Here is a 25204-nt window from a genome sequence, read left to right on the forward strand (position 1 = left end):
TACTTACTGCTTCAACAGTGGGAGAAAAAACTTATTTGTTCTTGGCTTGCACGGCTTGCGTAAACACATCAATGATGTGGCGCAGCTGCTTTTGCTTGAGCTTGAGCGAGGCCTGGTTGACCACCAGACGCGAGCTGATGTCCATGATGGGCTCCACCTCGACCAGATCGTTGGCCTTGAGCGTATTGCCGGTGGACACCAGGTCCACGATGGCATCGGCCATGCCGGTCAGCGGTGCCAGCTCCATGGAGCCATACAGCTTGATCATGTCCACGTGCACGCCCTTCTTGGCGAAGAACTCGCGCGCAATCGTGGGGTACTTGGTGGCGACCTTCAGGCGTGCACCCTGCTTGACGGCATGCGCATAGTCAAAGCCATTGCGCACGGCCACGCTGACGCGGCACTTGGCAATCTGCAGGTCCAGCGGCTGGTACAGGCCCTGGCCACCGTGCTCGATCAGCGAATCGAGACCCGACACGCCCAGGTCGGCACCGCCGTACTGCACGTACACCGGCACGTCGGAGGCGCGCACCAGCACCACGCGCACGTCAGGCTGGTTGGTGTCAAAAATCAGCTTGCGGGATTTTTCAACGTCTTCGGTGACTTCAATGCCTGCAGCGGCCAGCAGCGGCACGGTTTCTTCAAAGATACGGCCCTTGGACAGGGCAATGGTGATGCTCATTGCGAGACTCTTTCAATATCTGCGCCCAAGCCACGCAGCTTGGCTTCCATGCGATCGTAGCCGCGATCCAGGTGGTAAATGCGGTCCACCATGGTCTCTCCCTTGGCCACGAGGCCTGCAATCACCAAACTCGCAGACGCACGCAAGTCGGTCGCCATCACCGTCGCACCGGACAAAGGCTTGCCACCTTCCACCGTGGCCACGCGGCCATCGGTGCTGATCTGCGCCCCCAGTCGCAGCATCTCATTGACGTGCATGAAGCGGTTTTCAAAGATGGTCTCGGTGACCACGCTGGTGCCTTCCGCCACCAAGTTCAGCGCCATGAACTGCGCCTGCATGTCGGTGGGGAAACCGGGGTATTCGGTGGTACGGAAGCTCTGGGCCTTGAGCTTGCCTTCGCTGCGAATGCGGATGCCGCCGTCTTCGGCCGTCACCTGCGCACCAGCATCGACCAGCTTGTCGATCACGGCACCGAGATGGTCGGCACGGCCATGGCGCAGGAAGGCCTCGCCACCGGTCGCCGCCACGGCGCACAGGAAGGTACCGGCTTCAATGCGGTCAGCCACCACGGCATGCTCGCAGCCGTGCAGCGCTTCGACGCCCTGAATCACGATGCGGCTGGTGCCGTGGCCTTCAATCCTGGCGCCCATCTTGATCAGCATTTCGGCCAGATCAGTGATCTCGGGCTCCATGGCGGCGTTTTCCAGCACAGTTTCGCCTTCGGCCAGGGCCGCTGCCATCAGAAAGTTTTCCGTACCCGTCACCGTCACCATGTCGGTGGTGATACGCGCACCCTTCAGGCGCGTCCAGCCTTCGGGCAGGCTGGCGTTCATGTAGCCGTTCTCGACCGTGATGATGGCTCCCATGGCCTGCAGACCCTTGATGTGCTGGTCCACCGGGCGCGAACCGATCGCGCAGCCGCCGGGCAGCGACACCTTGGCGCGGCCAAAGCGCGCCAGCAGGGGACCGAGCGCCAGCACCGAAGCGCGCATGGTCTTGACCAGCTCGTAAGGGGCTTCGGGATTGTTCAGCGCACCGGCATCGAGTTTGACGGTGCCATTGTCATCACGCTCGGCGCTCACACCCATGTTACGAATGAGCTTGAGCATGGTAGCCACGTCCTGCAGACGAGGCACGTTGTGCAGGGTCACGGGCTCGGCCGACAGCAGTGCAGCGCACAGCTCAGGCAGGGCCGCATTCTTTGCACCGGAAATCAGCACCTCACCGTGCAGGCTGCGGCCGCCGCGAATCAGAAGTTTGTCCATGGCGTTGGAGCCTTGAATCGAAATATGAATGAAATCAGGCTCAAACCCTTATGGATCAAGCGCTGATAGCTATGATTTTTTAGACCGCTTTGTCCGCCCACTCGGCAGGCGTGAAAGTCTTCATGGACAAGGCATGCACCTCATCGGTCTTGATACGCTCGCCCAGGGTGGCATAGACCAGACGCTGACGCGCCAGCAGGCGCTTGCCTTCGAACTCTGGCGAGACAATCGTGGCAAACCAATGGCGGCCATCCCCTTCCACAGCCAGATGCTCGCAGTGCAAACCTGCGCGAATAATGGATTCGAGTTGATCAGCAGTCATTATGTTCTTGGTGCTGCGACACAGGCGCAGCACATCTTCTCCATCGAGGATGTTTCTTTAATGGCGGATTTTGTAGCCAATGCGCAGCAGATGAATGGCCACGCCACTGACGAGCAGCCATGCCACGCCGACGATAGCCAGGCTCACCCAGGGGGAGACATCGCTCTGGCCAAAAAAGCCGTATCTGAAGCCATCAATCATGTAGAAAAACGGATTCAGGTGGCTGACCTGCTGCCAGAAAGGCGGCAAGGACTGGATAGAATAGAACACGCCCGACAGAAACGTCATGGGCATGATCAAAAAGTTCTGAAAGGCCGCCATCTGGTCGAACTTGTCGGCCCACAGACCAGCAATCAGACCCAGCGTGCCCAACAGTGCTGCGCCCAGGAAGGCAAACACCACGATCCATACCGGCGCGGCCGCCACGGGTGGCGTGAAAAACAGGGTGACGATGTACACGCCCAGCCCCACCACCAGACCGCGCACGATGGACGAACCCACATAGGCCGCAAACCAGGCCCAGTGCGACAGCGGCGTGAGCAAAATGAACACCACGCTGCCCATGATCTTGCTCTGCACCAGGCTGGATGAGCTGTTGGCAAAGGCGTTCTGCAGCACGCTCATCATCACCAGCCCCGGCACCAGAAAGGCCGTGTAGCTGACGCCATCGAACACCTGCACATGGTCTTCAAGCACATGGCCAAAGATCAGCAGGTAGAGCACGGCCGTCATCACGGGCGCAGCCACGGTCTGGAAGCTCACCTTCCAGAACCGCAGAATTTCCTTGTAGAACAGCGAAGTCCAGCCTTGCATCTGCGGGAACATCATGCAGCCCCCTGCATCACTTGCAAGAACACGTCTTCGAGCTCGGCACGGCGGATTTCCATGTCTTCCATCACCACATTGGCCTCACGCAGGGCGGCCAGAAAACGTTCGATATCGGCAGGGCCTTGTGCGGGCAATTGCACGACACGGCCCGTCACACGGGCCTGGCCTGCTATCGATTCAGGCAGCACGCTGTCGGTCTTGAACTGCAGCACATTGGACGAAGCCGTCTTGAGCAGGTTGGAGGTGTCATCCAGCGCCACCACATGCCCGTGCTTGAGCATGGCAATGCGGTTGCACAGCGCCTCGGCTTCTTCCAGATAGTGCGTGGTCAGCAAGACCGTGTGGCCCTGCTTGTTGAGCTTGCTGATGAAGTGCCACAGCGTCTGGCGCAGCTCCACATCCACACCGGCCGTGGGTTCATCGAGCACGATGATGGGCGGCTTGTGCACCAGCGCCTGCGCCACCAGCACACGGCGCTTCATGCCGCCCGAGAGCTGGCGCATATTGGCATGTGCCTTGTCGGCCAGCCCCAGGCTTTCCAGCAGCTCATCAATCCATGCGTCATTGTTTTTGACGCCAAAGTAGCCGGACTGCAGGCGCAGGGTTTCGCGCACATTGAAGAAAGGGTCAAACACCAGTTCCTGCGGCACCACCCCCAGCTGCTTGCGCGCGGCGGCAAAGTCTTTTTGCACATGCTTGCCCATGACCGTGATATGGCCGCTACTGGGCTTGGCCAGACCGGCAAGCAGGCTGATGAGGGTGGTCTTGCCCGCGCCATTGGGGCCGAGCAGACCGAAGAACTCGCCCTCGGCAATGTCCAGGCTCACGTTCTGGAGTGCCTGAAAATCACCTTTGGAGCTGGTGTAGGTCTTGGAGACGGATTGGATGGAGACAGCTGGCATGGGAACCCGACATTCTAAGGCCCCCGGGGTAAGCCAGCATGGGCACGGTTTTGCAGATCAGACAGCGGCTGCAGTGGCAGCTTCAGGGTCCAGCAGGGGCATGACGCCATAGACCTGGGCCAGCGAACGCAGGCTGTCTGTCCAGCCCAGTACGCGCAGGCTTTGCTGCCGCTTTTGGGCTGCACGGCGGCAGGCCAGCAGCAACGCCAGCCCTGCCGAGTCAAAGGACTGCACGCCGGACGCATCCAGCGCCAGCGCCGCACCAGAGGGCTGCGCCTGCATGGTCTGCAGCAACTGGGTGCGGATGGCAGCCACGGTATCCGCGGTCAATACGGCAGGCAGTGCAATCGTGTGACTCATGACAGGCTTTACTTCGCGTTCTTGGCTTCCACAGCCATCGTGCGGTTGGCCAGGGCCTGAATCAGGCCGTCGATACCGCCCTTGTTCAGCTCCTGGGCGAACTGCGTGCGATAGGTTTCCACCATCCACACGCCCAGCACATTCATGTTGTAGATCTTCCAGCCCTTGCCGTCGCCGTTTTCCACACGGAAGTCCAGCTGCACGGGCTCGCCCTTGCCAATCACCTCGGTGCGTACCAGCACATCGGTGTCGCCGGGTGCTGCACGCAAGGGCTTGACCTCCACACGCTCATCACTGACCTGCTTGAGCGCACCGGCATAGGTGCGGATCAGCATGTTCTTGAACTCCTGCTGCAGGCGTTCGCGCTGCTCAGGGGTCGCCTGGCGCCACATGGGGCCCACTGCCGCAGAAGTCATCTTGCGGAAGTTCACATGGGGCATGACCACGGTGTCCACCAGCTGCGAAATGCGGGCGATATTGCCGTTGCGCAGCTCGGGATCGGCCTTGATGGTTTCCAGCACATCGGCCGACAGGCGCTTGACCAGTGCATCCGGTGTTTCCACGGCTGCCTGAGCGCCCACAGGGCCTGCCATCCACATGGCCGATGTGGCCAGCATCCAGGCCGCAAGGGTGCGACGTTGCATCATAGACATTCCTTTCTCGCGCCGGGGTTGCACCCCGGCATGGCTCAGTCTTCGTAGCTCTCTACACGACCGGCGTTTTCATCATTGACGTTCTTGCCCGCCACATCTCGCTGCTTCAGATAGAAGTCACGCATCAGCGCATAGCGGTCCAGCGAGGCTACGTCCAGCGTATCGGTCGCATTGAGCAAGTTCGCACGTGTATTCACGATGCGCAGACCCAGCAGGCTGTTGCGGGTGGACACAGGGTGCACGCTGTCCATGGGGTGGCCCCACCAGTCGGCAGGCAAGGCGACGGTATCACGCACGGTCGAAGGACCGAGCAGAGGCAAGACCAGATAAGGGCCAGGCTTCACGCCCCAGTGCCCCAGAGTCAGACCGAAGTCCTGCTTGTCACGCTTGACCTGCATCTGGCTGGCAATGTCCAGCAGACCACCGAAGCCGAGCACGGTATTGGTGGTGAAACGCACCATGTGGTCATACGCCTGGGCACCATTGCCCTGCAGCGCAAAGTTCACCATGGTCCACAGGTCGCCCAGGTTGCCAAAGAAATTGGTCACGCCGGTGCGCACAGGGCTTGGCACCACGGTCTGGTAGCCGGTTGCCACGGGCTTTAGAATGGCCTTGTCCACATTGTCATTGAACGTGGTCATGGCGCGGTTGTAGCCCTCGAAAGGGTCCTGAGGATGCGTTGCCTGTGTAGAGGCACAGCCAGTCAGTACCAGGCTGCCTACCAGAACTGCACCCACGCCTGCGGTGCGCAGCTGAGGCTTCAGAGAAAAATGAGAAAAACGCATGGTACTCTACCTTTGTAAGCCTGGTTACTTGCCGCCCTCTTCCGCCTTGTTATAGAGGAATTGGCCAATCAGATTTTCCAACACCACGGCAGACTGCGTGGCGGTGATACGGTCGCCATTAACCAGATTGCCATCCTCAGCACCTGCCTCGATGCCGATGTACTGGTCACCGAGCAAGCCACTGGTCAGAATCTTGAGCGAGCTGTCCTTGGGGAAGGCGTAGCGCTTTTCCAGCGCCATCTGTACGGTGGCCTGGAAGGTCTGATCATCAAAAGTGATGCTTTCTACGCGCCCGACCACCACACCGGCGCTCTTGACCGCCGCCTTGGGCTTGAGGCCGCCGATATTGTCAAAGCGCGCCGTGATCTTGTAGGTGTCCTGAAAACTCAGGCTCAGCAAGTTGGCCGACTGCAGTGCCAGAAATACCAGCGCCACAGCGCCGATCAGCACGAACAGCCCCACCCATACATCGTTTTTGGAGGTTTGCATCTCTCGTCCTTATGAATCCTTCGCGCCTCAGATGCTGAACATCGAAGCGGTGAGCAAAAAGTCCAGCGCCAGCACGGCCAGCGAAGCCACCACCACCGTACGCGTGGTGGCGCGTGACACTCCTTCGGGCGTGGGCTTGGCGGTATAGCCCTGGTACAGGGCCACAAAGGTCACGGCCACACCGAAGACGATGCTCTTGATCACGCCGTTGCCCAGGTCATACCACCAGTCGACCCCGGACTGCATCTGCCCCCAGAAGGCACCGCCGTCCACACCGATCATGACCACGCCGACCAGCCAGCCGCCAATGATGCCCACGGCACTGAAGACCGCCGCCAGCAGCGGCATGGCAATCACTCCCGCCCAGAAGCGGGGCGCCAGAATGCGCTTGACCGGGTCTACGGCCATCATTTCCATGGCGGAGAGCTGTTCTCCCGCCTTCATCAGGCCAATTTCTGCGGTCAGCGCCGTCCCCGCGCGGCCGGCAAACAGCAGTGCCGTGACCACGGGGCCGAGTTCTCGCAGCAAGGACAATGCCACCAGCAGCCCCAGCGCCTCGGCCGAGCCATAGCGCTGCAAGGTGTAGTAGCCCTGCAGGCCCAGCACAAAGCCTACAAACAGGCCAGACACCGCAATGATGGCCAGCGAATAGTTGCCCAGAAAGTGGATCTGGTCACTCAGCAGGCGCAGGCGTGCCAGCGTGGCAGGCAGCATGCCCAGCAGGCGGGCGAACAGTCGCGTCGCCTGCCCCAGCGCGGCCAGCTGGCAGCGCGTCCAGAAACCAATTGCAGCCAATGCCTTCATGCCTGGCCTCCAAAGTCTTGCTCCAGGCTGGGGGCCGGGTAATGGAAAGGCACAGGCCCGTTGGGTCGTGCGTGAATGAACTGCTGCACCAGCGGATCAGGATTGGCGCGCACTTCCTCGGGCGAGCCCTGTGCGGCGATGCCGCCTGCGCCCAGAATCACCACGTGGTCTGCCACATGGAAGGTTTCTTCCAGGTCGTGCGACACCAGAATACTGGTCAGGCCCAGCGCATCATTGAGCGTGCGAATCAGGCGCGCGGCAGTGCCCAGCGAAATCGGGTCCAGCCCGGCAAAGGGCTCGTCGTACATGATGAGTTCAGGGTCCAGCGCAATCGCGCGAGCCAGCGCCACACGGCGGGCCATGCCGCCCGAGACCTGGCTGGGCATGAGGTCACGCGCCCCGCGCAGACCCACGGCATGCAGCTTCATGAGCACGATGTCGCGGATCATGTCTTCAGGCAGTTTGGTGTGCTCGCGCAGCGGGAAGGCCACGTTGTCGAACACGCTCATGTCCGTAAACAGCGCGCCGAACTGGAACAGCATGCCCATGCGGCGGCGCATGGCATACAGCTGCTTGGCATCCATATGGCCAACGTCTTGCCCATTGACCAGCACCTGGCCCTGCTGCGCCTTGTTCTGCCCACCAATGAGGCGCAGCACCGTGGTCTTGCCACCACCCGATGCGCCCATCAATGCCGTGACCTTGCCGCGTGGCACCTGCAGGGAAATGTCATGCAGGACGATGCGTTCGCCATACCCGAAGGTGACGTTGCGCAACTCCACCAGAGCTTCGGGGGTAGGCATGTGGGGCAGATCTTTCAAAAAACCGGAAAACCGTTATTGTGCAGACAAGCCATCTGCCCAAGCGGCCCAAAAGCCTGACAGCTGGCGCAGCCATAAGGGTAAGGCACCGCACGATGCCATGCAGACGCAACAAAAAGCATAGCTTGTAGCGCTTATTGTGCAAGGCTTTCCCGCAATTTCATGCCATAACCCACAACATGCACTGCAGCTTTTTTACAACATGTTGTGCAGGAAGGCCTTGGTGCGCTCGTGCTGCGGGTTGGCAAAGAAGGCTGCCGATGGACCCTGCTCCACGATGTGGCCGCCATCCATGAAGATCACACGGTTGGCCACTTCGCGGGCAAAGCCCATTTCGTGGGTCACGACCAGCATGGTCATGTGCTCGTCGGCCAGCTCGCGCATGGTGCGCAGCACTTCGCCGGTCAGCTCCGGGTCGAGCGCCGAAGTGGGCTCGTCAAACAGCATGATGTCCGGGTCCATGCACAGCGCGCGCGCAATCGCCACACGCTGCTTCTGGCCGCCCGAGAGGCGATTGGGGTAGGCATCGCGCTTGGCCGACAGGCCCACCTTGGCCAGCAGCGACTCGGCCTTGGGCACGATCTCTTCGCGCTTCATCTTCTTGACCAGCATGGGGGCTTCAATCAGGTTTTCCAGCACCGTCAGGTGCGGGAACAGGTTGAAGGACTGGAACACCATGCCCATCTTGCGGCCGATCTGGCGAATCTGTGCCTCCGGCACATACTGCGCCTTGCCGCTGGCATCGTTTTGCGCCAGCACTTCGCCTTCAATCTGGATGCTGCCGCGGTCAATGGTTTCCAGGTGGTTCAGGCAACGCAAAAAAGTGCTCTTGCCCGAGCCCGAGGGGCCAATGACTGCCACCACCTCACCGCGCAGCAGCTCCAGCGAGACGCCGCGCAGCACTTCGTTGCCGCCAAAGGCCTTGTGGATGTCCTTGGCGGAGATCATCACATCAGGCGTCGTACTTGGCATAGCGTTTCTCGAGATACTGAAAGCCCCAGGTCAGCACCAGGGTCATGACAAGATAGAAGGCTGCGGCCACGATGAAAGGCGTGGTCGTAAAGTCGCGCTGCACAATGCCGCGCGCCATGCGCAGCAGGTCGTTCAGGGCCAGCACGTAGATCAGGGACGTGTCCTTGACCAGGGTAATGGTTTCGTTGGACAGGGGTGGCAGGATGCGGGGCCACACCTGTGGAATCACAATACGGCGCATGGTCTGGGCATAGGACAGACCCAGTACCTTGGCTCCTTCATACTGGCCGCGGTCAATCGACTGAATACCAGCGCGGAAGATTTCCGCAAAGTAGGCGGCATAGTTCAGCGTGAACGCCACGATAGCCGCAGGGAAGTCGTCAAAGCGAATCCCGATGACTGGCACAAAGGGCAGCGCAAAGTAGATGAACAGCATCTGCAGCATCAGCGGCGTGCCGCGCATCAGCCAGATATAGCCACCGACCAGCGCACGCAGCCCGGCAAAGCGGGACAGGCGCACCAGCGCCAGCGCCAGTCCCAGCGGAATGGACAGCACCAGCGTTATGGCGAAGAGTTGAAGGGTCACAATCGCGCCTTGCGACAGTGGCCCTAAAAGAGAGAGAGCGTAATCCATGAAAAAGGCCTTCAGCGCGACCGCTTGAACGGGTGTCGCAGGCGCCTTGCGGCGCACCGTTGCATCAGCTGCGTGCTATGCCAACAAAAAACACCGGCGTAGCCAAGGCGGGCTACGCCGGTGTGTGCTCAAGCGCGAAGCTTACTTGACAATGTTTTCACCAAACCACTTCTTGGAAATTTCAGCAGCAGCGCCGTCTGCTTTCATGTCCTTCAGCACCTGGTTCACCTTGTTCAGCAGTTCTGTGTCTTCCTTGCGGAAGCCCACGCCGTAGTCTTCCGTGCCGAAGTTCTCTTCCAGCACCACATAGGCGCCAGGCTTCTTGGCCACGTGGAAACGGCCCACCACTTCGTCCACCACCACAGCGTCCAGACGACCAGCTTCCAGGTCCATCAGGGCAGTGATGTTGTCACCAAACTGCTTGAAATCCTTGAAGGTGTTGAACACAGCCTCTTCCTTCTTCATCGCATCAACGGCTGAAGAAGACTCTTGCACACCCACCACCTTGCCAGCCAGACCCGCCTTGTCGGCGATGTCAGAGCCAGCCTTGACGATGATGATCTGGCGGTTAGCCATGTAGGGATCGGTAAAGGCGATGTGCTGCTTGCGCGACTCCAGGATGGTCAGGCCATTCCACAGCACGTCGATGCGCTTGCCGTTGAGTTCGGCTTCCTTGGCGCTCCAGTCAATGGGCTTGAATTCCACTTCCACGCCCAGGCGCTTGGTCGCTTCCTTGGCCATGTCGATGTCAAAGCCGACCAGCTCGTTCTTCTCGTCGCGGAAGCCCATGGGGGGGAAGTTGTCATCCAGACCGACCACAATCTTGGTCACAGCCACAGGAGCGGGGGCTGCTTCAGGCGCTTGCGCGGTAGCAGCAGGTTCAGACTTGCCGCACGCAGCGAGGATGGCGGTCAGTGCCAACGATGCAAGAAGGGTACGTTTTTTCATGGCTTCAAATTGAGGTGGAAAAACTGGTCAGGCCTGCCAGAGCGCAACACGGGGCATGTGATGCACATCGCGACGGGCCGCAGCCCCACATGGGCATGGCACGCTGGGAAACCCTAGGTGCTGTATGCCGCTGTGGCTGAATCCGGTATTGTCGCGCAGACAGACCTCGGTTGCTACTGGTTTGCTGCATAACCACGCATGCAAACACCGTGCCGCCGTCTTTTTATGACTGCATTGCCATGCCCGACACTGTTTTGCCCGAGCCTTTGCTGCACGCCTACCGCAGCACCCACTACCGCATCCAAGGCCAGAACTGGTATTTGCAGATTGGTGAGCCCCAGCCTGCCCTGCGCCCCTACTACCAGCGCCACGCCGTGCAAAGCGCGGTCTATCTGACGGCCTGCAACCCACTGGGCGAGCTGTTGCCTGATGAGCACAATGCGCGCCGCATGGAACAGCTGCGCCAGGCGCTGCAGCGCGCGGGCTGGGCCTATCTGGAAGGCTTTGGCGAAGACCCCCAGAGCGAATGGCCGGGCGAGTCCAGCGTGCTGATTCTGGGCATGGACCTGCACACCGCCCGCGCCTGGGGCCAGCAGTGGCAGCAGAACGCCTTGCTCTATTGCGGTGCGGATACCGTGCCACAGCTGGTGCTGCTGCGCTAAAACCATAGCTTCCAGCGCTTGAAAAGCTTAGATTTCAGACATAAAACCACCTGAAAACCTTGTTTTTCAAGCGCTAGCAGCTATCTTTTTCAATAACCAGCCACGACGACGGACATCGCCAACAAAAAAAGGGCACCCGAAGGTGCCCAAGCAAGTTGGAACCAGAAACGACGGAATCTTTTAACGGGGCAGCGTAGTCTCACCCATCAGGAACTCATCCACCGCACGCGCTGTCTGGCGGCCTTCACGCGCTGCAGCCGGTGAGGCTGCAGCTTCCATCACAGCCCCTTGTGGGCCACCGTGAAGGCCGACCCAGACTATTAACGGGGCAGCGTAGTCTCACCCATCAGGAACTCGTCCACGGCACGCGCGGCCTGGCGGCCTTCACGGATGGCCCACACAACCAAAGACTGTCCACGGCGCATGTCACCCGCTGCGAACAGCTTGGGCACGCTCGTGGCGTAGCCGCCGACCAGATCGGTCGATGCCTTGGCGTTGCCGCGCTGGTCCTTTTCCACGCCAAAGGCGTCGAGCACTGCCTGCACAGGCGAAACAAAGCCCATGGCCAAGAACACCAGATCGGCCTTGATGATCTGCTCGGAGCCTGGAACTTCGGTCATCTTGCCGTCCTTCCACTCCAGACGCACGGTCTTCACACCGGTCAGCTGGCCCTTTTCACCAATGAATTCCTTGGTGCCGATGGCGAACTCACGCACGCAGCCTTCCTCGTGGCTGGAAGAGGTGCGCAGCTTGAGCGGCCAGTACGGCCACACCAGCGGCTTGTTCTCCTGCTCGGGGGGCATGGGCATGAGCTCCAACTGGGTCACGCTGACCGCACCGTGGCGGTTGGAGGTGCCCACGCAGTCTGAGCCCGTATCACCACCACCAATCACCACCACATGCTTGCCATCGGCGCGGATCTGGCCCTTGTACTTGCCTTCGCGGGTAGCCTTATTCTGCTGGGGCAGGAATTCCATCGCAAAGTGCACGCCCTTGAGGTCACGGCCGGGCACGGGCAGGTCACGCGACTGCTCGGCACCGCCGGTCAGCAGCACGGCGTCAAACTCTTCCATCAGCTGCTCGGGGCTGATGGTTTCCTTGGCCCAGTTGGTGACCTTGCTGTCCTTGCCCAGACCGTCCTTGCCCGCCACCAGCACGCCGGTGCGGATCTTCAGACCTTCGGCCATCAGCTGCTCGACACGGCGGTCGATGTTGGCCTTGTCCAGCTTGAAGTCAGGAATGCCGTAGCGCAGCAGGCCGCCGACCTGGTCGTTCTTCTCGAACAGCGTCACGTCGTGACCGGCACGCACCAGCTGCTGGGCGGCTGCCAGACCCGCAGGGCCAGCCCCCACCACGGCCACCTTCTTGCCGGTCTGGCGGGCAGGCAGCTGGGGCTTAACCCAGCCCTCTTCCCAGGCGCGGTCGATGATGGCGTGCTCGATGGACTTGATGCCGATGGGCGCGCGGTTGATGTTGGCCACACAGGCGGCCTCGCAGGGTGCGGGGCAGATGCGACCCGTGAACTCCGGGAAGTTGTTGGTGCTGTGCAGCACCTCAATGGCGCTGGCCCAATCCCCGCGGTACACCAAATCGTTGAAGTCCGGGATGATGTTGTTGATCGGGCAGCCGTTGTTGCAGAACGGCGTGCCGCAGTCCATGCAGCGTGCGCCCTGGATCTTGGCCTGCTCGGGCGTGAGGGCAATGACAAATTCTTTGTAGTTCTTCACACGTTCCGCAACGGGCAGATAGCCCTCTTCGATGCGGTCGTATTCCATGAAGCCTGTGGTCTTTCCCATGATGTGTATTCCTTGAAATCTTTGCTTGCTGGAGCAGCGCGGTGGCGGACCCAAGGTCTGCGCCACCGCATGTGGCTGTGATTACTTCGCGGCTACTGCTTCTGTTTCAGGAGCTGCTGGCGCTTGTGCTGCTTGCTTTTCCTTTTGCTTGCGTTCATAGATTTCGCCGAGTGCACGCAGGTACTCGGTCGGGAAGACCTTGACGAACTTGGCACGCGCAGCGGCCCAGTTGTCCAGCAGGTCACGGGCACGCTTGGAGCCGGTCCAGCGGCTGTGCGCTTCAATCAGGGCACGCAGCTGCTGCTCGTCGCTCTGGTCGTTGTGCCAGACGCCACGGGGCACGCTGGCCACGAACTCGTCGTGGGGCAGCACCTTCTCCAGCTTCACGCTGGCGGTATTGCAGCGCTTGGCGAACTGGCCGTCTTCGTCGTAGACGTATGCCACGCCGCCGCTCATGCCCGCTGCAAAGTTGCGGCCGGTCTTGCCCAGCACCACCACGGTGCCGCCGGTCATGTATTCGCAGCCGTGGTCACCCACGCCTTCGACCACGGCCGTCGCGCCGGACAGACGCACGGCAAAGCGCTCGCCTGCCACGCCCGCAAAGAAGGCTTCACCACGGGTGGCACCGAACATCACGGTGTTGCCCACGATGGTGTTGCGCACGGACTCGCCGCGGAACTCATGGCTGGGGCGCACGATCACGCGGCCGCCCGACAGGCCCTTGCCGGTGTAGTCATTGGCTTCGCCGGTCAGGTTCAGCGTAATGCCCTTGCACAGGAAGGCACCAAAGGACTGGCCGCCCGTACCTTCAAAGTGGATGCGGATGGTGTCGTCTGGCAGACCTTCGGGATGGACCTTGGTCACTGCACCCGACAGCATGGCACCGACGGAACGGTTCACGTTGCGCGCCACTTCCATGATGCGCACGGACTCGCCGTTCTGGATGGCAGGCTGGCAGCGCTCGATGAGCTTGACGTCCAGTGCCTTGTCCAGCAGGTGGTCCTGCTTTTCGACGTGGAAACGGGCCACTTCGGCAGGCACGGCAGGCTGGGCAAACAAGCGGCTGAAGTCCAGGCCCTGCGCCTTCCAGTGCTCCACACCCTGGCGGGTGTCCAGCAGCTCGGTGCGGCCGATCAGCTCGTCAAACTTGCGGATGCCCAACTGTGCCATGATCTGGCGCACTTCTTCCGCGATGAAGAAGAAGTAGTTCACCACATGCTCAGGCTTGCCGGTGAATTTCTTGCGCAGCTCAGGGTCCTGCGTGGCCACGCCGACAGGGCAGGTGTTCAGATGGCACTTGCGCATCATGATGCAGCCTTCCACCACCAGCGGTGCGGTCGCAAAGCCGAACTCGTCCGCGCCCAGCAGCGCGCCGATCACCACGTCGCGGCCGGTCTTGATCTGACCGTCCACCTGCACGCGGATACGACCACGCAGGCGGTTGAGCACCAGGGTCTGCTGGGTTTCGGCCAGGCCGATTTCCCAGGGGCCGCCGGCATGCTTGATCGAGGACCAGGGCGAAGCGCCGGTACCACCGTCATGACCGGCAATCACCACGTGGTCGCTCTTGCACTTGGCCACACCCGCAGCAATCGTACCCACGCCGATTTCGGACACCAGCTTCACGGACACATCGGCGTGTGGCGCCACGTTCTTCAGGTCGTGGATCAGCTGGGCCAGGTCTTCGATGGAGTAGATGTCATGGTGGGGTGGTGGCGAAATCAGACCCACGCCGGGCACGGAGTAACGCTGCATGCCGATGTAGTCAGACACCTTGCCGCCGGGCAGCTGGCCGCCTTCACCGGGCTTGGCACCCTGCGCCATCTTGATCTGGATCTGGTCGGACGAGACCAGGTACTCGGCGGTCACACCAAAGCGACCGGAAGCGACCTGCTTGATCTTGGAGCGCAGGCTGTCACCATCGCGCAGTTCGATGTCGGACTCGACCTGTTCCTTGCCGATGATGGAGGCCAGGGTCTCGCCCTGCTTGATCGGGATGCCCTTGAGTTCGTTGCGGTAGCGCTTGGGGTCTTCGCCGCCTTCGCCGGTATTGCTCTTGCCGCCAATGCGGTTCATGGCCACGGCCAGCGTAGCGTGGGCTTCGGTCGAGATCGAACCCAGCGACATGGCACCGGTGGCAAAGCGCTTGACGATTTCGGCAGCGGGTTCGACTTCTTCCACAGGGATGGCCTTGGAAGGATCGAACTTGAACTCGAACAGACCGCGCAGCGTCATGTGGCGCTTGCTCTGGTCGTTGATGATCTGCGCGTATTCCTTGTAGGTGCTGAAGTTGTTGGCGCGGGTCGAATGCTGCAGCTTGGCGATCGCATCGGGCGTCCACATGTGCTCTTCGCCACGGGCACGCCAGGCGTATTCGCCGCCCGCGTCCAGCATGGTGGCCAGCACGGGGTCGTCACCAAAGGCGGCCAGGTGGTTGCGGATGGTTTCCTCGGCGATTTCAAACACACCGATGCCTTCCACGCGGCTGGCGGTGCCGGTGAAGTATTTCTCCACCGTGGCACTGTTCAGGCCCACGGCTTCGAACAGCTGGGCGCCGCAGTAGGACATGTAGGTCGACACGCCCATCTTGGACATGATCTTGGACAGGCCCTTGCCGATGGCCTTCACATAGTTGTAGATGGCCTTGTCGGCAGACAGATCGCCGGACAGGTCCTTGTGCATGTCCACCAGGGTTTCCAGCGCCAGATAGGGGTGCACGGCTTCGGCACCGTAGCCTGCCAGCACGGCGAAGTGGTGCACTTCGCGGGCGGTGCCGGTTTCCACGACCAGACCGGCAGTAGTGCGCAGACCTTCGCGCACCAGGTGCTGGTGGATGGCCGACAGGGCCAGCAGCGCAGGAATGGCGACCTGGGTGGCCGACAGATGGCGGTCGCTGATGATCAGTATGTTGGCGCCGCCCTTGATCTCGTCCACGGCCTGGGCGCACAGCGAGGCCAGCTTGGCTTCCACACCTTCACGGCCCCAGCTCAGGGGGTAGGTGATGTCAATGGTCGCGCTCTTGAACTTGCCGTGGGTGTGCTTTTCGATCTCGCGCAGCTTGGCCATGCCCTCGAAGTCGAGGATGGGCTGCTGCAGCTCCAGACGCATGGGAGGGTTGACCTGGTTGATGTCCAGCAGGTTGGGCTTGGGGCCCACGAAGGACACCAGCGACATCACAATGGCTTCGCGGATGGGGTCGATCGGCGGGTTGGTCACCTGCGCGAACATCTGGCGGAAGTAGTTGTACAGCGGCTTGTTCTTGCTGGACAGCACGGCCAGCGGGCTGTCATTGCCCATGGAGCCAATGCCTTCTTCGCCGTTCTTGGCCATGGGGGCCAGCAGGAACTTGATGTCTTCCTGCGTAAAACCAAAGGCCTGCTGGCGCTCCAGCAAAGGCAGCTCGCTGGTCTTGGCTGGCACGACAAAGTCGGCAGGCACTTCGACCTGGTCCAGCTTGATGCGCAGGTTCTCGATCCACTGCTTGTAGGGCTTGGTGTTGACGACATTGGCCTTAAGCTCGTCGTCCTCAATCATGCGCCCCTGCTCCAGATCGATCAGCAGCATCTTGCCGGGCTGCAGACGCCACTTGCGCACGATCTTGCTGTCCGGCACGGGCAGTACACCGGCTTCGGACGCCAGGATGACCAGGTCGTCCTCGGTTACGACATAGCGCGAGGGGCGCAGGCCGTTGCGGTCCAGCGTGGCGCCGATCTGGCGACCATCGGTGAACACCAGAGAGGCAGGGCCGTCCCAGGGCTCCATCATGGCGGCGTGGTATTCATAGAAGGCGCGGCGGCGCTCGTCCATGGCTTCGTGCTGCTCCCAGGGCTCGGGAATCATCATCATCACGGCCTGGCTGATGGGGTAGCCCGCCATGGTCAGCAGCTCCAGGCAGTTGTCGAAGGTAGCGGTGTCGGACTGGCCTGCGAAGCTGATGGGGTAGAGCTTTTTCAGGTCTTCGCCCAGCACAGGGGAAGCCATCACGCCTTCGCGCGCCACCATCCAGTTGTAGTTGCCGCGCACGGTGTTGATTTCACCGTTGTGCGCCACATAGCGGTAGGGGTGGGCCAGCGGCCACTCGGGGAAGGTGTTGGTGGAGAAACGCTGGTGCACCAGACCGATGGCCGAGACGCAGCGCTCATCGGCCAGGTCGTTGTAGTACACGCCCACCTGGTCGGCCAGCAGCAGGCCCTTGTACACCACGGTACGGCTGCTCATGCTGGGCACGTAATACTCTTTGCTGTGCTTCAGGCCCAGGTTCTGGATGGCGGCAGAGGCGGTCTTGCGGATCACGTACAGCTTGCGCTCCAGCGCGTCCTGCACGATCACGTCCGAGCCACGGCCGATGAACACTTGGCGCATGATGGGCTCTTTTTCGCGCACGGCGGGCGACATGGGCATGTCGCGGTTCACGGGCACATCGCGCCAACCCAGCAGCACCTGGCCTTCAGCCTTGATGGCGCGCTCCAGCTCCTGCTCGCAGGCCAGGCGGGAGGCATGCTCTTTGGGCAGGAAGACCATGCCCACGCCGTATTCGCCCGCAGGAGGCAGCTCCACCCCCTGCTTGGCCATTTCTTCGCGGTAGAGCTGGTCGGGAATCTGAATCAGGATACCTGCCCCGTCACCCATCAGCGGGTCGGCACCCACGGCACCACGGTGGTCAATGTTCTCGAGGATCTTCAGCGCGCCCAAGACGATGTCGTGGCGCTTCTCGCCCTTGATGTGGGCAACAAAGCCCAATCCGCAGGCATCGTGTTCGTGGCTTTTGGCGTACAGGCCGTGTTCTTGGAGGTGTGCTATTTCTGCAGCCGTGGTCATGGCAGTCGTCCTCGTTCGTATATCGCAGGGACTCGCAGATTAAATCCATGCATCACCTCATGCAAGAAAATTTAATTAGGGTCAGATTCCAATTTAAATGCACCAAATTAACCCAAATAAAAATAAGGGACAGATATGAAAAAATTTAATAAAAACAAAACACTGCCATTCATGGGATAAAAAAGGCACCTGATTGGTGCCTGTAACCCGAATGTTTATTCGGTTTTTGGGGGCAACGTCCGCACGGGTCGCCCGGCTTTCTGGCGCTGCAAACGCCGCGTGGTGTGCTGCTGCAGCTCCTGCACAAAGCTGTCCGAGCCCAAGACCCAGCCCTTGAGTGCCGCCTGCAGCACCACCTCACGCACCTCTGCGGAGGGGCCGCGGTCCAGCAGCTCGGCATAGGCGGCCTCGCGCGCAAACGGCGTATTCCCCAGCTTCCAGTAACTGGGGTGCAGGCGCAGCATGCGCTCGGTCTGAGCACCCACATGGTGGCGTGCACTGCTCCAGCCATAGTCCACCGCACGGCTGGTCACCCCTTCGTCCACAGGCTGGCACTCCAGCACCACCATGGCAGGCAGCATCCAGGACTGCGGCTCCAGCACCGTGGCGCGGTAGCGCCCTTCCCACAGGGTGCCGCTGCGTCCGTGACGGTTGTTAAAGCTGCGCACATAGGTACGCCCCACAGACTGCATGAATTGCGGCAGGCTGTCTGCCTGCTCGGGCGTGAGCAGCAGGTGCAGCTGATTGGGCAGCAGGGCGAATGCGTGCAACTGCACGCCAAAGCGCCCTGCCATCTCGGCCAGTACGGCCTTCATATGGGCGTAATCCTGCCCATCTACAAAAATGGGCTGCAGATTGTTGCCACGCAGCACCACATAGTGCGGCAGGCCGGGCAAGGTCAGGCGGGGTAGTCGGGCCATGGTGGGAGAACAGAACGCCAAAGCACGCCGCTTACTGGCGTGTCGTACGCAGCAATTGTGAAACGCTTTGGGCCGTAGACAGCAGATGCGGCAGTATGCGCGATTCCATCTCCTGCGCATTGGTGCGGTTGACCTGGCCAGAGACGTTGATCGCCCCCACCGTCTGCCCCTGGGCATTGATCAGCGGGGCTGCCACCGAGATCAGACCTTCTTCCAGCTCCTGATTGATCAGCGCCCAGCCCTGCTCACGCACCTGGGCAATGGCGCGCAGCAGGTCAGCATCTTCCACCAGCGTGTGGCGCGTATAGGCCACACGCGGGCACTCGGCCAGCAACTGCTGCAGCTGGGCCCGAGGCAGGCCAGCGAGCAGCATGCGCCCCATGGACGTCCAGAAGGCAGGCAGGCGTGAGCCCACACCCAGGTTGGTGCTCATGATCTTGTGGGCATGCACACGCACCACATAGACCACATCCAGCCCGTCCAGCACACCGGCTGAGCAGGACTCCTGCACTTTTTCCGACAGTGCTTCCATCAGCGGAGAAGCCAGATTCCAGATGGGCTGTGAACTCAGATAGGCATAACCCAGATCAAGAATGCGCGCGGTCAGACGGAAGTGCTTGCCATCGCTGTGCACATAGCCCAGCGTCTGCAGCGTCAGCAGGATGCGGCGTGCCCCGGCGCGCGTGAGGCCGGTCTGTGCCGCCACCTCGCTCAAGGTCTGTACGGGCTGTTCTGCGCTGAAGGAGCGAATCACCTCCAGCCCCCGCGCAAACGACTGCACATAGCTGTCTCCGGGCTTGTTTTCCGGAGGCTGTGCAGGCGCTTGCAGAGTCTCTAGGGTTTTCCCTGATGTGGTTTTTACAGGCGATTTTTCCAAGGTTCGGTCCCTATAATTCTTTTAACGAACAAATGTTCTTATTACGAACATTTTAGCAAAGCTTGTGACTTTGCACACCCGCTCATCTGGGAGAGACAAGCATGATCAACAAGATCACCGACAGCATCGCCGAAGCGCTGTCCGGTATTCAAGACGGCGCCACAGTTTTGATTGGTGGCTTTGGCACCTCGGGCAACCCCGTGGAACTGATTAACGGCCTGATTGCCCATGGTGCGCGCGACCTGACCATTGTGAACAACAACGCAGGCAACGGCGACACCGGTCTGGCGGCCCTACTCAAGAGCGGTCAGGTGCGCAAGATCATCTGCAGCTTCCCGCGCCAGGTGGACAGTTGGGTGTTCGATGAGCTGTACCGCAGCGGCAAGATCGAGCTGGAGCTGGTTCCTCAGGGCAATCTGGCTGAGCGCATGCGTGCTGCAGGTGCTGGTATTGGCGCCTTCTTCTGCCCCACTGCCTACGGCACCGAGCTGGCTGAAGGCAAGGAAACCCGCGAGATCAACGGCAAGCACTATGTGCTGGAGTACCCCATCCATGGTGACGTCGCCCTGATCAAGGCCGAAAAAGGCGACCGCTGGGGCAATCTGACCTACCGCATGTCTGCCCGCAACTTTGGCCCCGTGATGGCGACTGCTGCCAAGTTCACCGTGGCCACCGTGCATGAAGTGGTGGAACTGGGCGAGCTGGACCCTGAAGCCATCGTCACCCCGGGCATCTACGTGCACAAGGTGGTTCCGATTGAACGTGTTGCCACGCAGGCTGGCGGCTTCAAGAAATCTGCCTAAAAAACAGTTCAAGCGCAGGAGTATCAAGCGTGAGCAGCTATCAAAAGCGTACTAAAGACGAACTGGCACAACGCATTGCCCAGGACATTCCCGATGGCTCCTATGTGAACCTCGGCATTGGCATGCCCACCAAGGTGGCCAACCACATTCCTGCTGACCGCGAAATCGTGCTGCAGTCGGAAAACGGCATTCTCGGCATGGGGCCAGCACCTGAAGCTGGCAAGGAAGACTACGACCTGACCAATGCGGGCAAGCAGCCTGTCACCCTGCTGCCCGGTGGCAGCTATTTCCACCATGCCGACAGCTTTGCCATGATGCGCGGCGGCCATCTGGACATCTGTGTACTGGGCGCATTTCAAGTGTCTGCCACCGGCGATCTGGCCAACTGGAGCACGGGTGAACCCGGCGCCATCCCCGCTGTGGGCGGCGCGATGGACCTGGCAGTCGGCGCCAAGAGCACCTGGGTGATGATGGATTTGCTGACCAAGACAGGCGAGTGCAAGGTCGTGGAAAAGTGCAGCTACCCCCTCACCGGTCTGGCTTGCGTCAAGCGCATCTACACCGACCTGTGCACGCTGGAATGCACACCCCAGGGCCTGCGCCTGATCGACACCGTTGAAGGCCTGAGCCATGCGCAGCTGGAGGCCCTCATCGGCCTGTCCATTGCCTCCGCCTGAGAAATATCAATGAAATTGGCCTCTAGCGCTTGTGTAGCAAGCGCTGGTCGCTCCTCTTTTTTTAAAAATTGGCCGTTGTTGTGGCCCTTGTGCAACTCGGAGACACCATGAGCACTGCAAACCAAGCTTTTATCTGCGACGCCATCCGCACCCCCTTTGGCCGTTACGGCGGCACGCTGTCCAGCGTGCGCACCGATGACCTGGGCGCTCTGCCCATCAAGGCCCTGATGGAGCGCAACCCCCATGTGGACTGGAAGGCCGTGGACGATGTGCTCTATGGCTGCGCCAACCAGGCTGGTGAAGACAACCGCAACGTGGCCCGTATGTCGGCCCTGCTGGCAGGCCTGCCTATCGAAGTGCCCGGTGCCACCATCAACCGCCTGTGCGGCTCGGGCCTGGATGCCGTGGGCTCGGCGGCCCGTGTCATCAAGTCCGGCGAAGCACGCCTGATGATTGCGGGCGGTGTGGAATCCATGAGCCGCGCGCCCTTTGTCATGCCCAAGGCAGAAACAGCCTTCAGCCGCAACCATGCCGTGTACGACACCACCATCGGCTGGCGCTTTGTGAACAAGCTGATGAAGGCACAGTACGGTGTGGACTCCATGCCTGAAACAGCCGAGAACGTGGCCGACGACTTCAAGATCGAGCGCGAAGCCCAGGACCGCATGGCGCTGGCATCCCAGCAAAAGGCCGCAGCCGCCATTGCCGCTGGCTACCTGGCCAAGGAAATCGTGCCCGTGTCCATCCCTCAGAAGAAGGGCGACCCCATTGTGTTCAGCCAGGACGAGCACCCCCGCGCGACCACGCTGGAAGCGCTGGCCAAGCTCAAGGGCGTGGTGCGCCCAGACGGCACAGTGACTGCAGGCAATGCCTCCGGCGTGAACGACGGCGCCTGCGCCCTGCTGCTGGCCAATGAAGAAGCCGCCAAGCAATACAACCTGGTGCCCCGTGCCCGTGTCGTCGGCATGGCCACCGCGGGTGTTGCCCCCCGCATCATGGGCTTTGGCCCAGCCCCGGCGGTGCGCAAGGTGCTGGCACAGACCGGTCTGACCCTGGCCGACATGGACGTGATCGAGCTGAACGAAGCCTTTGCCGCACAGGGCCTGGCCGTGCTGCGTGATCTGGGCATTGCCGATGACGATGCACGTGTGAACCAGTGGGGCGGTGCAATTGCACTGGGCCACCCTCTGGGCGCTTCCGGTGCCCGCCTGGCGACGACGGCCGTGAACCAGCTGCACACCCTGGGTGGCCGCTATGCACTGTGCACCATGTGCATTGGCGTGGGTCAGGGCATTGCCGTGATTCTCGAGAAGGTCTAAGCCTTCTCCCCTTCCTCCTGGATGGCCGTGCCACGCATGCACGGCCACCACCACACCCCGGACTGATCTCACACGCAGACCTGCGCGGTCTGCACGGGTGTGCTTTGAATCAAGACATCTGTTCTAAGGAGACGTTGATGTTGGCTTCCAAGACTTTTACCCGCCGCACAGGCATCAAGACTTTGGCTGCAGCGGCTTTGCTGGCCACAGGCATGGGCAGCACACTGGCTCAGGCAGACTTTCCCAGCAAGCCTCTGACCATGATCGTGCCCTTCTCTGCGGGAGGCACCACCGATATTCTGGCCCGCATCGTCGGACAGGCTCTGGGCCAGGAGCTGGGCGAGAGCATCATCATCGAGAACAAGCCCGGTGCGGGCGGCAATATTGGCGCACAGCAGGCCGCACGTGCCAAGGCCGATGGCTATACGCTGTTCATGGGCACCGTGGGCACACACGCCATCAACCAGTCCCTGTACAAAAAGCTGCCCTACGACCCGCTGAAGGATTTCACGCCACTGAGCCGCGTGGCCACCGTGCCCAATCTGCTGGTCGCCCACCCCAGCCGCCCCTACAAGACCGTGCAGGAAATGATTGCCTATGCCAAGGCCAACCCTGGTGATGTGACCTATGGCTCACCCGGCTCCGGAGCCTCTCCTCACGTGTCTGGCGCGCTGTTCCAGAGCATGACGGGCGCTGAGCTGACGCATATTCCTTACAAGGGCAGTGCCCCGGCTGTGTCTGACCTGCTGGGCAACCAGATTGCCGTCATGTTTGACAACATGCCATCGGCCATCCAGCACGTTCGTTCAGGCAAGCTGCGCCCGATTGCCGTGACCACTGCCAAGCGCTCACCCGAGCTGCCTGATGTACCCACCATCGCCGAAGCAGGTGTACCAGGCTATGAAGCGACATCGTGGTTTGGTCTGTGGGCCCCTGCAGGCACGCCGGCCCCTGTGCTGGACAAGCTGCACAGCGCTCTGACCAAGGTGCTCCAGGACCCCGCCGTGGTCAAGAAGATTGCCGACCAGGGTGGTGAAGTAGTGATTGATACCCCCGCCGAGTTTGAAGCCTTCATCCAGTCCGAAGCCGCCAAGTGGGGCAAGGTCGTGAAAGAGTCTGGCGCTGAGGTGTAAGCGCCATTCCGGCAGGCCGCCATCTGCCTGCCGTTGTCTCCTCCTGTTTTCATACGCCGATGTGCTTTCGCCATCGGCGTTTTTTTAAGGCAGTTTGAAACGTGTTTCGGCCAGCGCATCGAGGCCGAATTCGGTCAGCAACTGCTGCAGACGCTCTGCCGCACTGCGCTTTTTATGGCCGGTGTAACGCGCCACGATCAGCTCGTTTTTCATGCTGTGTTCCCAGCCCACCAACTCCGTGACCGTCACCTGATAGCCACAAGCTTCCAGATACAGACAGCGCAGCACATTGGTGATCTGACTGCCCATTTCACGCGTGTGAATCGGGTGGCGCCACAGCTCAGCCAGCGGCGTGCGCGACAGGCTCAGGGCCTTGGTCTGGCGCAGGCAGGCTGCCACTTCCGCCTGGCAGCAGGGCACCAGCACCATGGCCTTGGCTTTTTTCTCCAGGCCAAAGGCAATCGCATCATCCGTGGCGGTATCGCAGGCATGCAAAGCAGTGACCACATCAAAGCGCTCGGGCATGAAGTCCGCATGCGTGGACTCTGCCACCGACATGTGCAGGAAATGCATGCGCTCAAAGCCCAGGTCTGCGGCCAGCTTCTGCGAGGCGTCCACCAGTGGTGCGCGGGTTTCAATGCCGTAGATGCTGCCCTTGCCCTGCGCCTTGAAGTACAGGTCATACAGGATGAAGCCCAGATAGGACTTGCCAGCCCCGTGGTCAGCCAGGGTGACGGCGTGATCGTTCTCGCCCAGCTCTTTCAGAATGGGTTCAATGAACTGATACAGGTGATACACCTGCTTGAGCTTGCGGCGCGAGTCCTGGTTGAGCTTGCCGTCACGCGTGAGGATATGCAGCGCCTTGAGCAGCCCAATGCTTTGACCGGGTTTCAGGTCCAGCTGTGCAGCAATATCCTGCGCAGCCGTCTGCGTCTGGCCTTTGCCAGCCTTGTTGTTTTTCGCCATTTTTTGAATCAGTGCTTATCTTCAGGGCCGTGGCCAGTCACAGGGCAACGTGCTGCCACGTCCAGGTCCAGCCAGCCCACAATACCCATGTCTTCCAGCACTTTCATATTGCGCTCATAGATCATTTCGGCTTCTGGAAAAGCTTCCACAGCCTTGTCGATACTGTCTTCGCGCAGCAGGTGCAGTGTGGGATAGGGTGCACGGTTGGTGCAGTTGGTCACATCGTCCACATCTGTGCCTTCAAACTGGAACAGCGGGTGGAAGGAAGCGACCTGCAAGATGCCCCCCAGATCCAGCTCTTCCACCATGGCATCTGCGATTTCCAGGAAATCGTTGAAGTCCAGGAAGTCCTGCAGCGCCTGCGGCAGGATCAGCAAGGTGGTATCGCGCTTTTCCGGCGAAATCTCGGCCAATGCCTCCAGCTCGCGGTGCAGATCCATGGCCACACCTTCGGCATCGGTGGCCTGGCTCACCACATAGTGGATCTGGCCTTTGACATGCACGCTCTTGGCAAATGGGCACAGATTCAGGCCAATCACGGCCTTTTCCAGCCAGCGCACCGTATCGGCGATGACGATGTCTTCAGGAAAGGAGCGGTCTGTGGTGGTATCGGTCATGGTTCGACTTCTTTCAGAGCTGTTAACACTTCCGGTTGAAACAAGGCACCAGCCCAGACAGTAACGGGTACTGCAGGCAATGCAACAGGGTATCAAGGCCGTGTGAACGGGTCTAAAAACAAATGGGGGCTGCTCGCCCCCTTGTGTTGTT

The 25204-nt window shown here is 60.8% G+C and carries 25 protein-coding genes; 5 read left to right on the plus strand and 20 right to left on the minus strand.

The window, feature by feature from the left end:
• Positions 1-31: 31 nt before the first annotated feature.
• From hisG to F7P80_RS02245, 14 genes are all read right to left on the minus strand, one after another.
• Positions 32-682: an ATP phosphoribosyltransferase gene (gene hisG, locus F7P80_RS02180; RefSeq protein WP_054067344.1), complete on the minus strand. Its 651-nt coding sequence runs from the start codon at positions 680-682 to the stop codon at positions 32-34.
• Positions 679-1947: a UDP-N-acetylglucosamine 1-carboxyvinyltransferase gene (gene murA, locus F7P80_RS02185; protein ID WP_151042404.1), complete on the minus strand. Its 1269-nt coding sequence runs from the start codon at positions 1945-1947 to the stop codon at positions 679-681. Before murA ends, hisG begins: the two co-directional genes overlap by 4 nt.
• A 79-nt stretch (positions 1948-2026) precedes the next feature.
• Complete coding sequence (locus F7P80_RS02190) at positions 2027-2269, minus strand: BolA family protein (RefSeq protein ID WP_054067342.1); 243 nt, start codon at positions 2267-2269, stop codon at positions 2027-2029.
• Between the two features lie 57 nt (positions 2270-2326).
• Entirely contained in the window at positions 2327-3082 is a 756-nt protein-coding gene (locus F7P80_RS02195) for an ABC transporter permease (protein ID WP_151042677.1), read from the minus strand.
• A gap of 11 nt (positions 3083-3093) precedes the next feature.
• Complete coding sequence (locus F7P80_RS02200) at positions 3094-3999, minus strand: ABC transporter ATP-binding protein (RefSeq protein ID WP_151042406.1); 906 nt, start codon at positions 3997-3999, stop codon at positions 3094-3096.
• Between the two features lie 57 nt (positions 4000-4056).
• Positions 4057-4359 carry an STAS domain-containing protein gene (locus F7P80_RS02205; RefSeq protein WP_054067340.1) on the minus strand — a complete coding sequence of 101 codons (303 nt, stop codon included), beginning with the start codon at positions 4357-4359 and terminating at the stop codon, positions 4057-4059.
• 8 nt (positions 4360-4367) lie between these two features.
• The gene (locus F7P80_RS02210; RefSeq protein WP_151042680.1) at positions 4368-5006 is read right to left on the minus strand and encodes an MlaC/ttg2D family ABC transporter substrate-binding protein; all 639 of its coding nucleotides are present in this window, start codon (positions 5004-5006) and stop codon (positions 4368-4370) included.
• 41 nt (positions 5007-5047) lie between these two features.
• Entirely contained in the window at positions 5048-5797 is a 750-nt protein-coding gene (locus tag F7P80_RS02215) for an MlaA family lipoprotein (RefSeq protein ID WP_151042408.1), read from the minus strand.
• A 24-nt stretch (positions 5798-5821) separates the two neighbouring features.
• Positions 5822-6286, minus strand: coding sequence for an outer membrane lipid asymmetry maintenance protein MlaD (mlaD, locus tag F7P80_RS02220; protein ID WP_054067337.1), 465 nt, complete (start codon positions 6284-6286; stop codon positions 5822-5824).
• A gap of 27 nt (positions 6287-6313) precedes the next feature.
• Positions 6314-7090, minus strand: coding sequence for a lipid asymmetry maintenance ABC transporter permease subunit MlaE (mlaE, locus tag F7P80_RS02225; protein WP_054067336.1), 777 nt, complete (start codon positions 7088-7090; stop codon positions 6314-6316).
• Positions 7087-7893, minus strand: a complete 807-nt coding sequence (locus F7P80_RS02230; protein ID WP_054067415.1) for an ABC transporter ATP-binding protein — start codon at positions 7891-7893, stop codon at positions 7087-7089. The genes mlaE and F7P80_RS02230 overlap by 4 nt, the downstream gene beginning before the upstream one ends.
• Positions 7894-8106: 213 nt before the next feature.
• Positions 8107-8883: an amino acid ABC transporter ATP-binding protein gene (locus F7P80_RS02235; protein WP_275886666.1), complete on the minus strand. Its 777-nt coding sequence runs from the start codon at positions 8881-8883 to the stop codon at positions 8107-8109.
• Positions 8864-9517, minus strand: coding sequence for an amino acid ABC transporter permease (locus F7P80_RS02240; RefSeq protein WP_054067413.1), 654 nt, complete (start codon positions 9515-9517; stop codon positions 8864-8866). Before F7P80_RS02240 ends, F7P80_RS02235 begins: the two co-directional genes overlap by 20 nt.
• 141 nt (positions 9518-9658) lie before the next feature.
• The gene (locus tag F7P80_RS02245; RefSeq protein WP_151042410.1) at positions 9659-10465 is read right to left on the minus strand and encodes an amino acid ABC transporter substrate-binding protein; all 807 of its coding nucleotides are present in this window, start codon (positions 10463-10465) and stop codon (positions 9659-9661) included.
• Between the two features lie 239 nt (positions 10466-10704).
• On the opposite strand from F7P80_RS02245, the gene F7P80_RS02250 reads away from it, so the two are divergent.
• The gene (locus F7P80_RS02250) at positions 10705-11127 is read left to right on the plus strand and encodes a DUF3293 domain-containing protein (protein ID WP_151042412.1); all 423 of its coding nucleotides are present in this window, start codon (positions 10705-10707) and stop codon (positions 11125-11127) included.
• A gap of 320 nt (positions 11128-11447) precedes the next feature.
• Here the strand turns inward: F7P80_RS02250 and F7P80_RS02255 are convergent, their stop codons facing one another.
• The 4 genes from F7P80_RS02255 to F7P80_RS02270 form a co-directional block, all read right to left on the minus strand.
• Positions 11448-12923: a glutamate synthase subunit beta gene (locus tag F7P80_RS02255; RefSeq protein ID WP_151042414.1), complete on the minus strand. Its 1476-nt coding sequence runs from the start codon at positions 12921-12923 to the stop codon at positions 11448-11450.
• A gap of 81 nt (positions 12924-13004) precedes the next feature.
• Positions 13005-17741, minus strand: coding sequence for a glutamate synthase-related protein (locus F7P80_RS02260; RefSeq protein WP_151042416.1), 4737 nt, complete (start codon positions 17739-17741; stop codon positions 13005-13007).
• A 215-nt stretch (positions 17742-17956) separates the two neighbouring features.
• The gene (locus tag F7P80_RS02265; protein WP_054067331.1) at positions 17957-18661 is read right to left on the minus strand and encodes a transposase; all 705 of its coding nucleotides are present in this window, start codon (positions 18659-18661) and stop codon (positions 17957-17959) included.
• A gap of 31 nt (positions 18662-18692) precedes the next feature.
• Entirely contained in the window at positions 18693-19490 is a 798-nt protein-coding gene (locus F7P80_RS02270; RefSeq protein ID WP_249041359.1) for an IclR family transcriptional regulator domain-containing protein, read from the minus strand.
• A 149-nt stretch (positions 19491-19639) separates the two neighbouring features.
• Between F7P80_RS02270 and F7P80_RS02275 the strand changes: the two genes are divergently transcribed.
• From F7P80_RS02275 to F7P80_RS02290, 4 genes are all read left to right on the plus strand, one after another.
• Entirely contained in the window at positions 19640-20341 is a 702-nt protein-coding gene (locus F7P80_RS02275) for a 3-oxoacid CoA-transferase subunit A (RefSeq protein WP_054067330.1), read from the plus strand.
• A gap of 29 nt (positions 20342-20370) precedes the next feature.
• The gene (locus F7P80_RS02280) at positions 20371-21018 is read left to right on the plus strand and encodes a 3-oxoacid CoA-transferase subunit B (RefSeq protein ID WP_151042418.1); all 648 of its coding nucleotides are present in this window, start codon (positions 20371-20373) and stop codon (positions 21016-21018) included.
• A gap of 107 nt (positions 21019-21125) precedes the next feature.
• Complete coding sequence (gene pcaF / locus F7P80_RS02285) at positions 21126-22337, plus strand: 3-oxoadipyl-CoA thiolase (protein ID WP_151042420.1); 1212 nt, start codon at positions 21126-21128, stop codon at positions 22335-22337.
• Between the two features lie 137 nt (positions 22338-22474).
• Positions 22475-23470 (plus strand): Bug family tripartite tricarboxylate transporter substrate binding protein, encoded by a 996-nt coding sequence (locus F7P80_RS02290; RefSeq protein ID WP_151042422.1) that lies wholly within the window; start codon positions 22475-22477, stop codon positions 23468-23470.
• A gap of 84 nt (positions 23471-23554) precedes the next feature.
• Here the strand turns inward: F7P80_RS02290 and F7P80_RS02295 are convergent, their stop codons facing one another.
• Entirely contained in the window at positions 23555-24436 is an 882-nt protein-coding gene (locus F7P80_RS02295; protein WP_151042424.1) for a class I SAM-dependent methyltransferase, read from the minus strand.
• An 8-nt stretch (positions 24437-24444) separates the two neighbouring features.
• Positions 24445-25053 (minus strand): DUF1415 domain-containing protein, encoded by a 609-nt coding sequence (locus F7P80_RS02300; RefSeq protein ID WP_054067325.1) that lies wholly within the window; start codon positions 25051-25053, stop codon positions 24445-24447.
• Between the last annotated feature and the right edge of the window lie 151 nt (positions 25054-25204).

The sequence above is a fragment of the Comamonas kerstersii genome (assembly GCF_008801935.1).
In the GTDB taxonomy this organism is placed as follows: domain Bacteria; phylum Pseudomonadota; class Gammaproteobacteria; order Burkholderiales; family Burkholderiaceae_C; genus Comamonas; species Comamonas kerstersii.

Bases quoted from the DNA above. Each gene is read 5' to 3' on its own strand.
- F7P80_RS02230 (WP_054067415.1), bottom strand. From the start codon at position 7,893: ATGCCTACCCCCGAAGCTCTGGTGGAGTTGCGCAACGTCACCTTCGGG.
- F7P80_RS02195 (WP_151042677.1), bottom strand. From the start codon at position 3,082: ATGCAAGGCTGGACTTCGCTGTTCTACAAGGAAATTCTGCGGTTCTGG.
- F7P80_RS02235 (WP_275886666.1), bottom strand. From the start codon at position 8,883: ATGCCAAGTACGACGCCTGATGTGATGATCTCCGCCAAGGACATCCAC.
- murA (WP_151042404.1), bottom strand. From the start codon at position 1,947: ATGGACAAACTTCTGATTCGCGGCGGCCGCAGCCTGCACGGTGAGGTG.
- F7P80_RS02190 (WP_054067342.1), bottom strand. From the start codon at position 2,269: ATGACTGCTGATCAACTCGAATCCATTATTCGCGCAGGTTTGCACTGC.
- mlaD (WP_054067337.1), bottom strand. From the start codon at position 6,286: ATGCAAACCTCCAAAAACGATGTATGGGTGGGGCTGTTCGTGCTGATC.
- F7P80_RS02215 (WP_151042408.1), bottom strand. From the start codon at position 5,797: ATGCGTTTTTCTCATTTTTCTCTGAAGCCTCAGCTGCGCACCGCAGGC.
- F7P80_RS02275 (WP_054067330.1), top strand. From the start codon at position 19,640: ATGATCAACAAGATCACCGACAGCATCGCCGAAGCGCTGTCCGGTATT.
- F7P80_RS02255 (WP_151042414.1), bottom strand. From the start codon at position 12,923: ATGGGAAAGACCACAGGCTTCATGGAATACGACCGCATCGAAGAGGGC.
- F7P80_RS02200 (WP_151042406.1), bottom strand. From the start codon at position 3,999: ATGCCAGCTGTCTCCATCCAATCCGTCTCCAAGACCTACACCAGCTCC.
- pcaF (WP_151042420.1), top strand. From the start codon at position 21,126: ATGAGCACTGCAAACCAAGCTTTTATCTGCGACGCCATCCGCACCCCC.
- hisG (WP_054067344.1), bottom strand. From the start codon at position 682: ATGAGCATCACCATTGCCCTGTCCAAGGGCCGTATCTTTGAAGAAACC.
- F7P80_RS02265 (WP_054067331.1), bottom strand. From the start codon at position 18,661: ATGGCCCGACTACCCCGCCTGACCTTGCCCGGCCTGCCGCACTATGTG.
- mlaE (WP_054067336.1), bottom strand. From the start codon at position 7,090: ATGAAGGCATTGGCTGCAATTGGTTTCTGGACGCGCTGCCAGCTGGCC.
- F7P80_RS02245 (WP_151042410.1), bottom strand. From the start codon at position 10,465: ATGAAAAAACGTACCCTTCTTGCATCGTTGGCACTGACCGCCATCCTC.
- F7P80_RS02240 (WP_054067413.1), bottom strand. From the start codon at position 9,517: ATGGATTACGCTCTCTCTCTTTTAGGGCCACTGTCGCAAGGCGCGATT.
- F7P80_RS02205 (WP_054067340.1), bottom strand. From the start codon at position 4,359: ATGAGTCACACGATTGCACTGCCTGCCGTATTGACCGCGGATACCGTG.
- F7P80_RS02290 (WP_151042422.1), top strand. From the start codon at position 22,475: ATGTTGGCTTCCAAGACTTTTACCCGCCGCACAGGCATCAAGACTTTG.
- F7P80_RS02295 (WP_151042424.1), bottom strand. From the start codon at position 24,436: ATGGCGAAAAACAACAAGGCTGGCAAAGGCCAGACGCAGACGGCTGCG.
- F7P80_RS02210 (WP_151042680.1), bottom strand. From the start codon at position 5,006: ATGATGCAACGTCGCACCCTTGCGGCCTGGATGCTGGCCACATCGGCC.
- F7P80_RS02300 (WP_054067325.1), bottom strand. From the start codon at position 25,053: ATGACCGATACCACCACAGACCGCTCCTTTCCTGAAGACATCGTCATC.
- F7P80_RS02250 (WP_151042412.1), top strand. From the start codon at position 10,705: ATGCCCGACACTGTTTTGCCCGAGCCTTTGCTGCACGCCTACCGCAGC.
- F7P80_RS02260 (WP_151042416.1), bottom strand. From the start codon at position 17,741: ATGACCACGGCTGCAGAAATAGCACACCTCCAAGAACACGGCCTGTAC.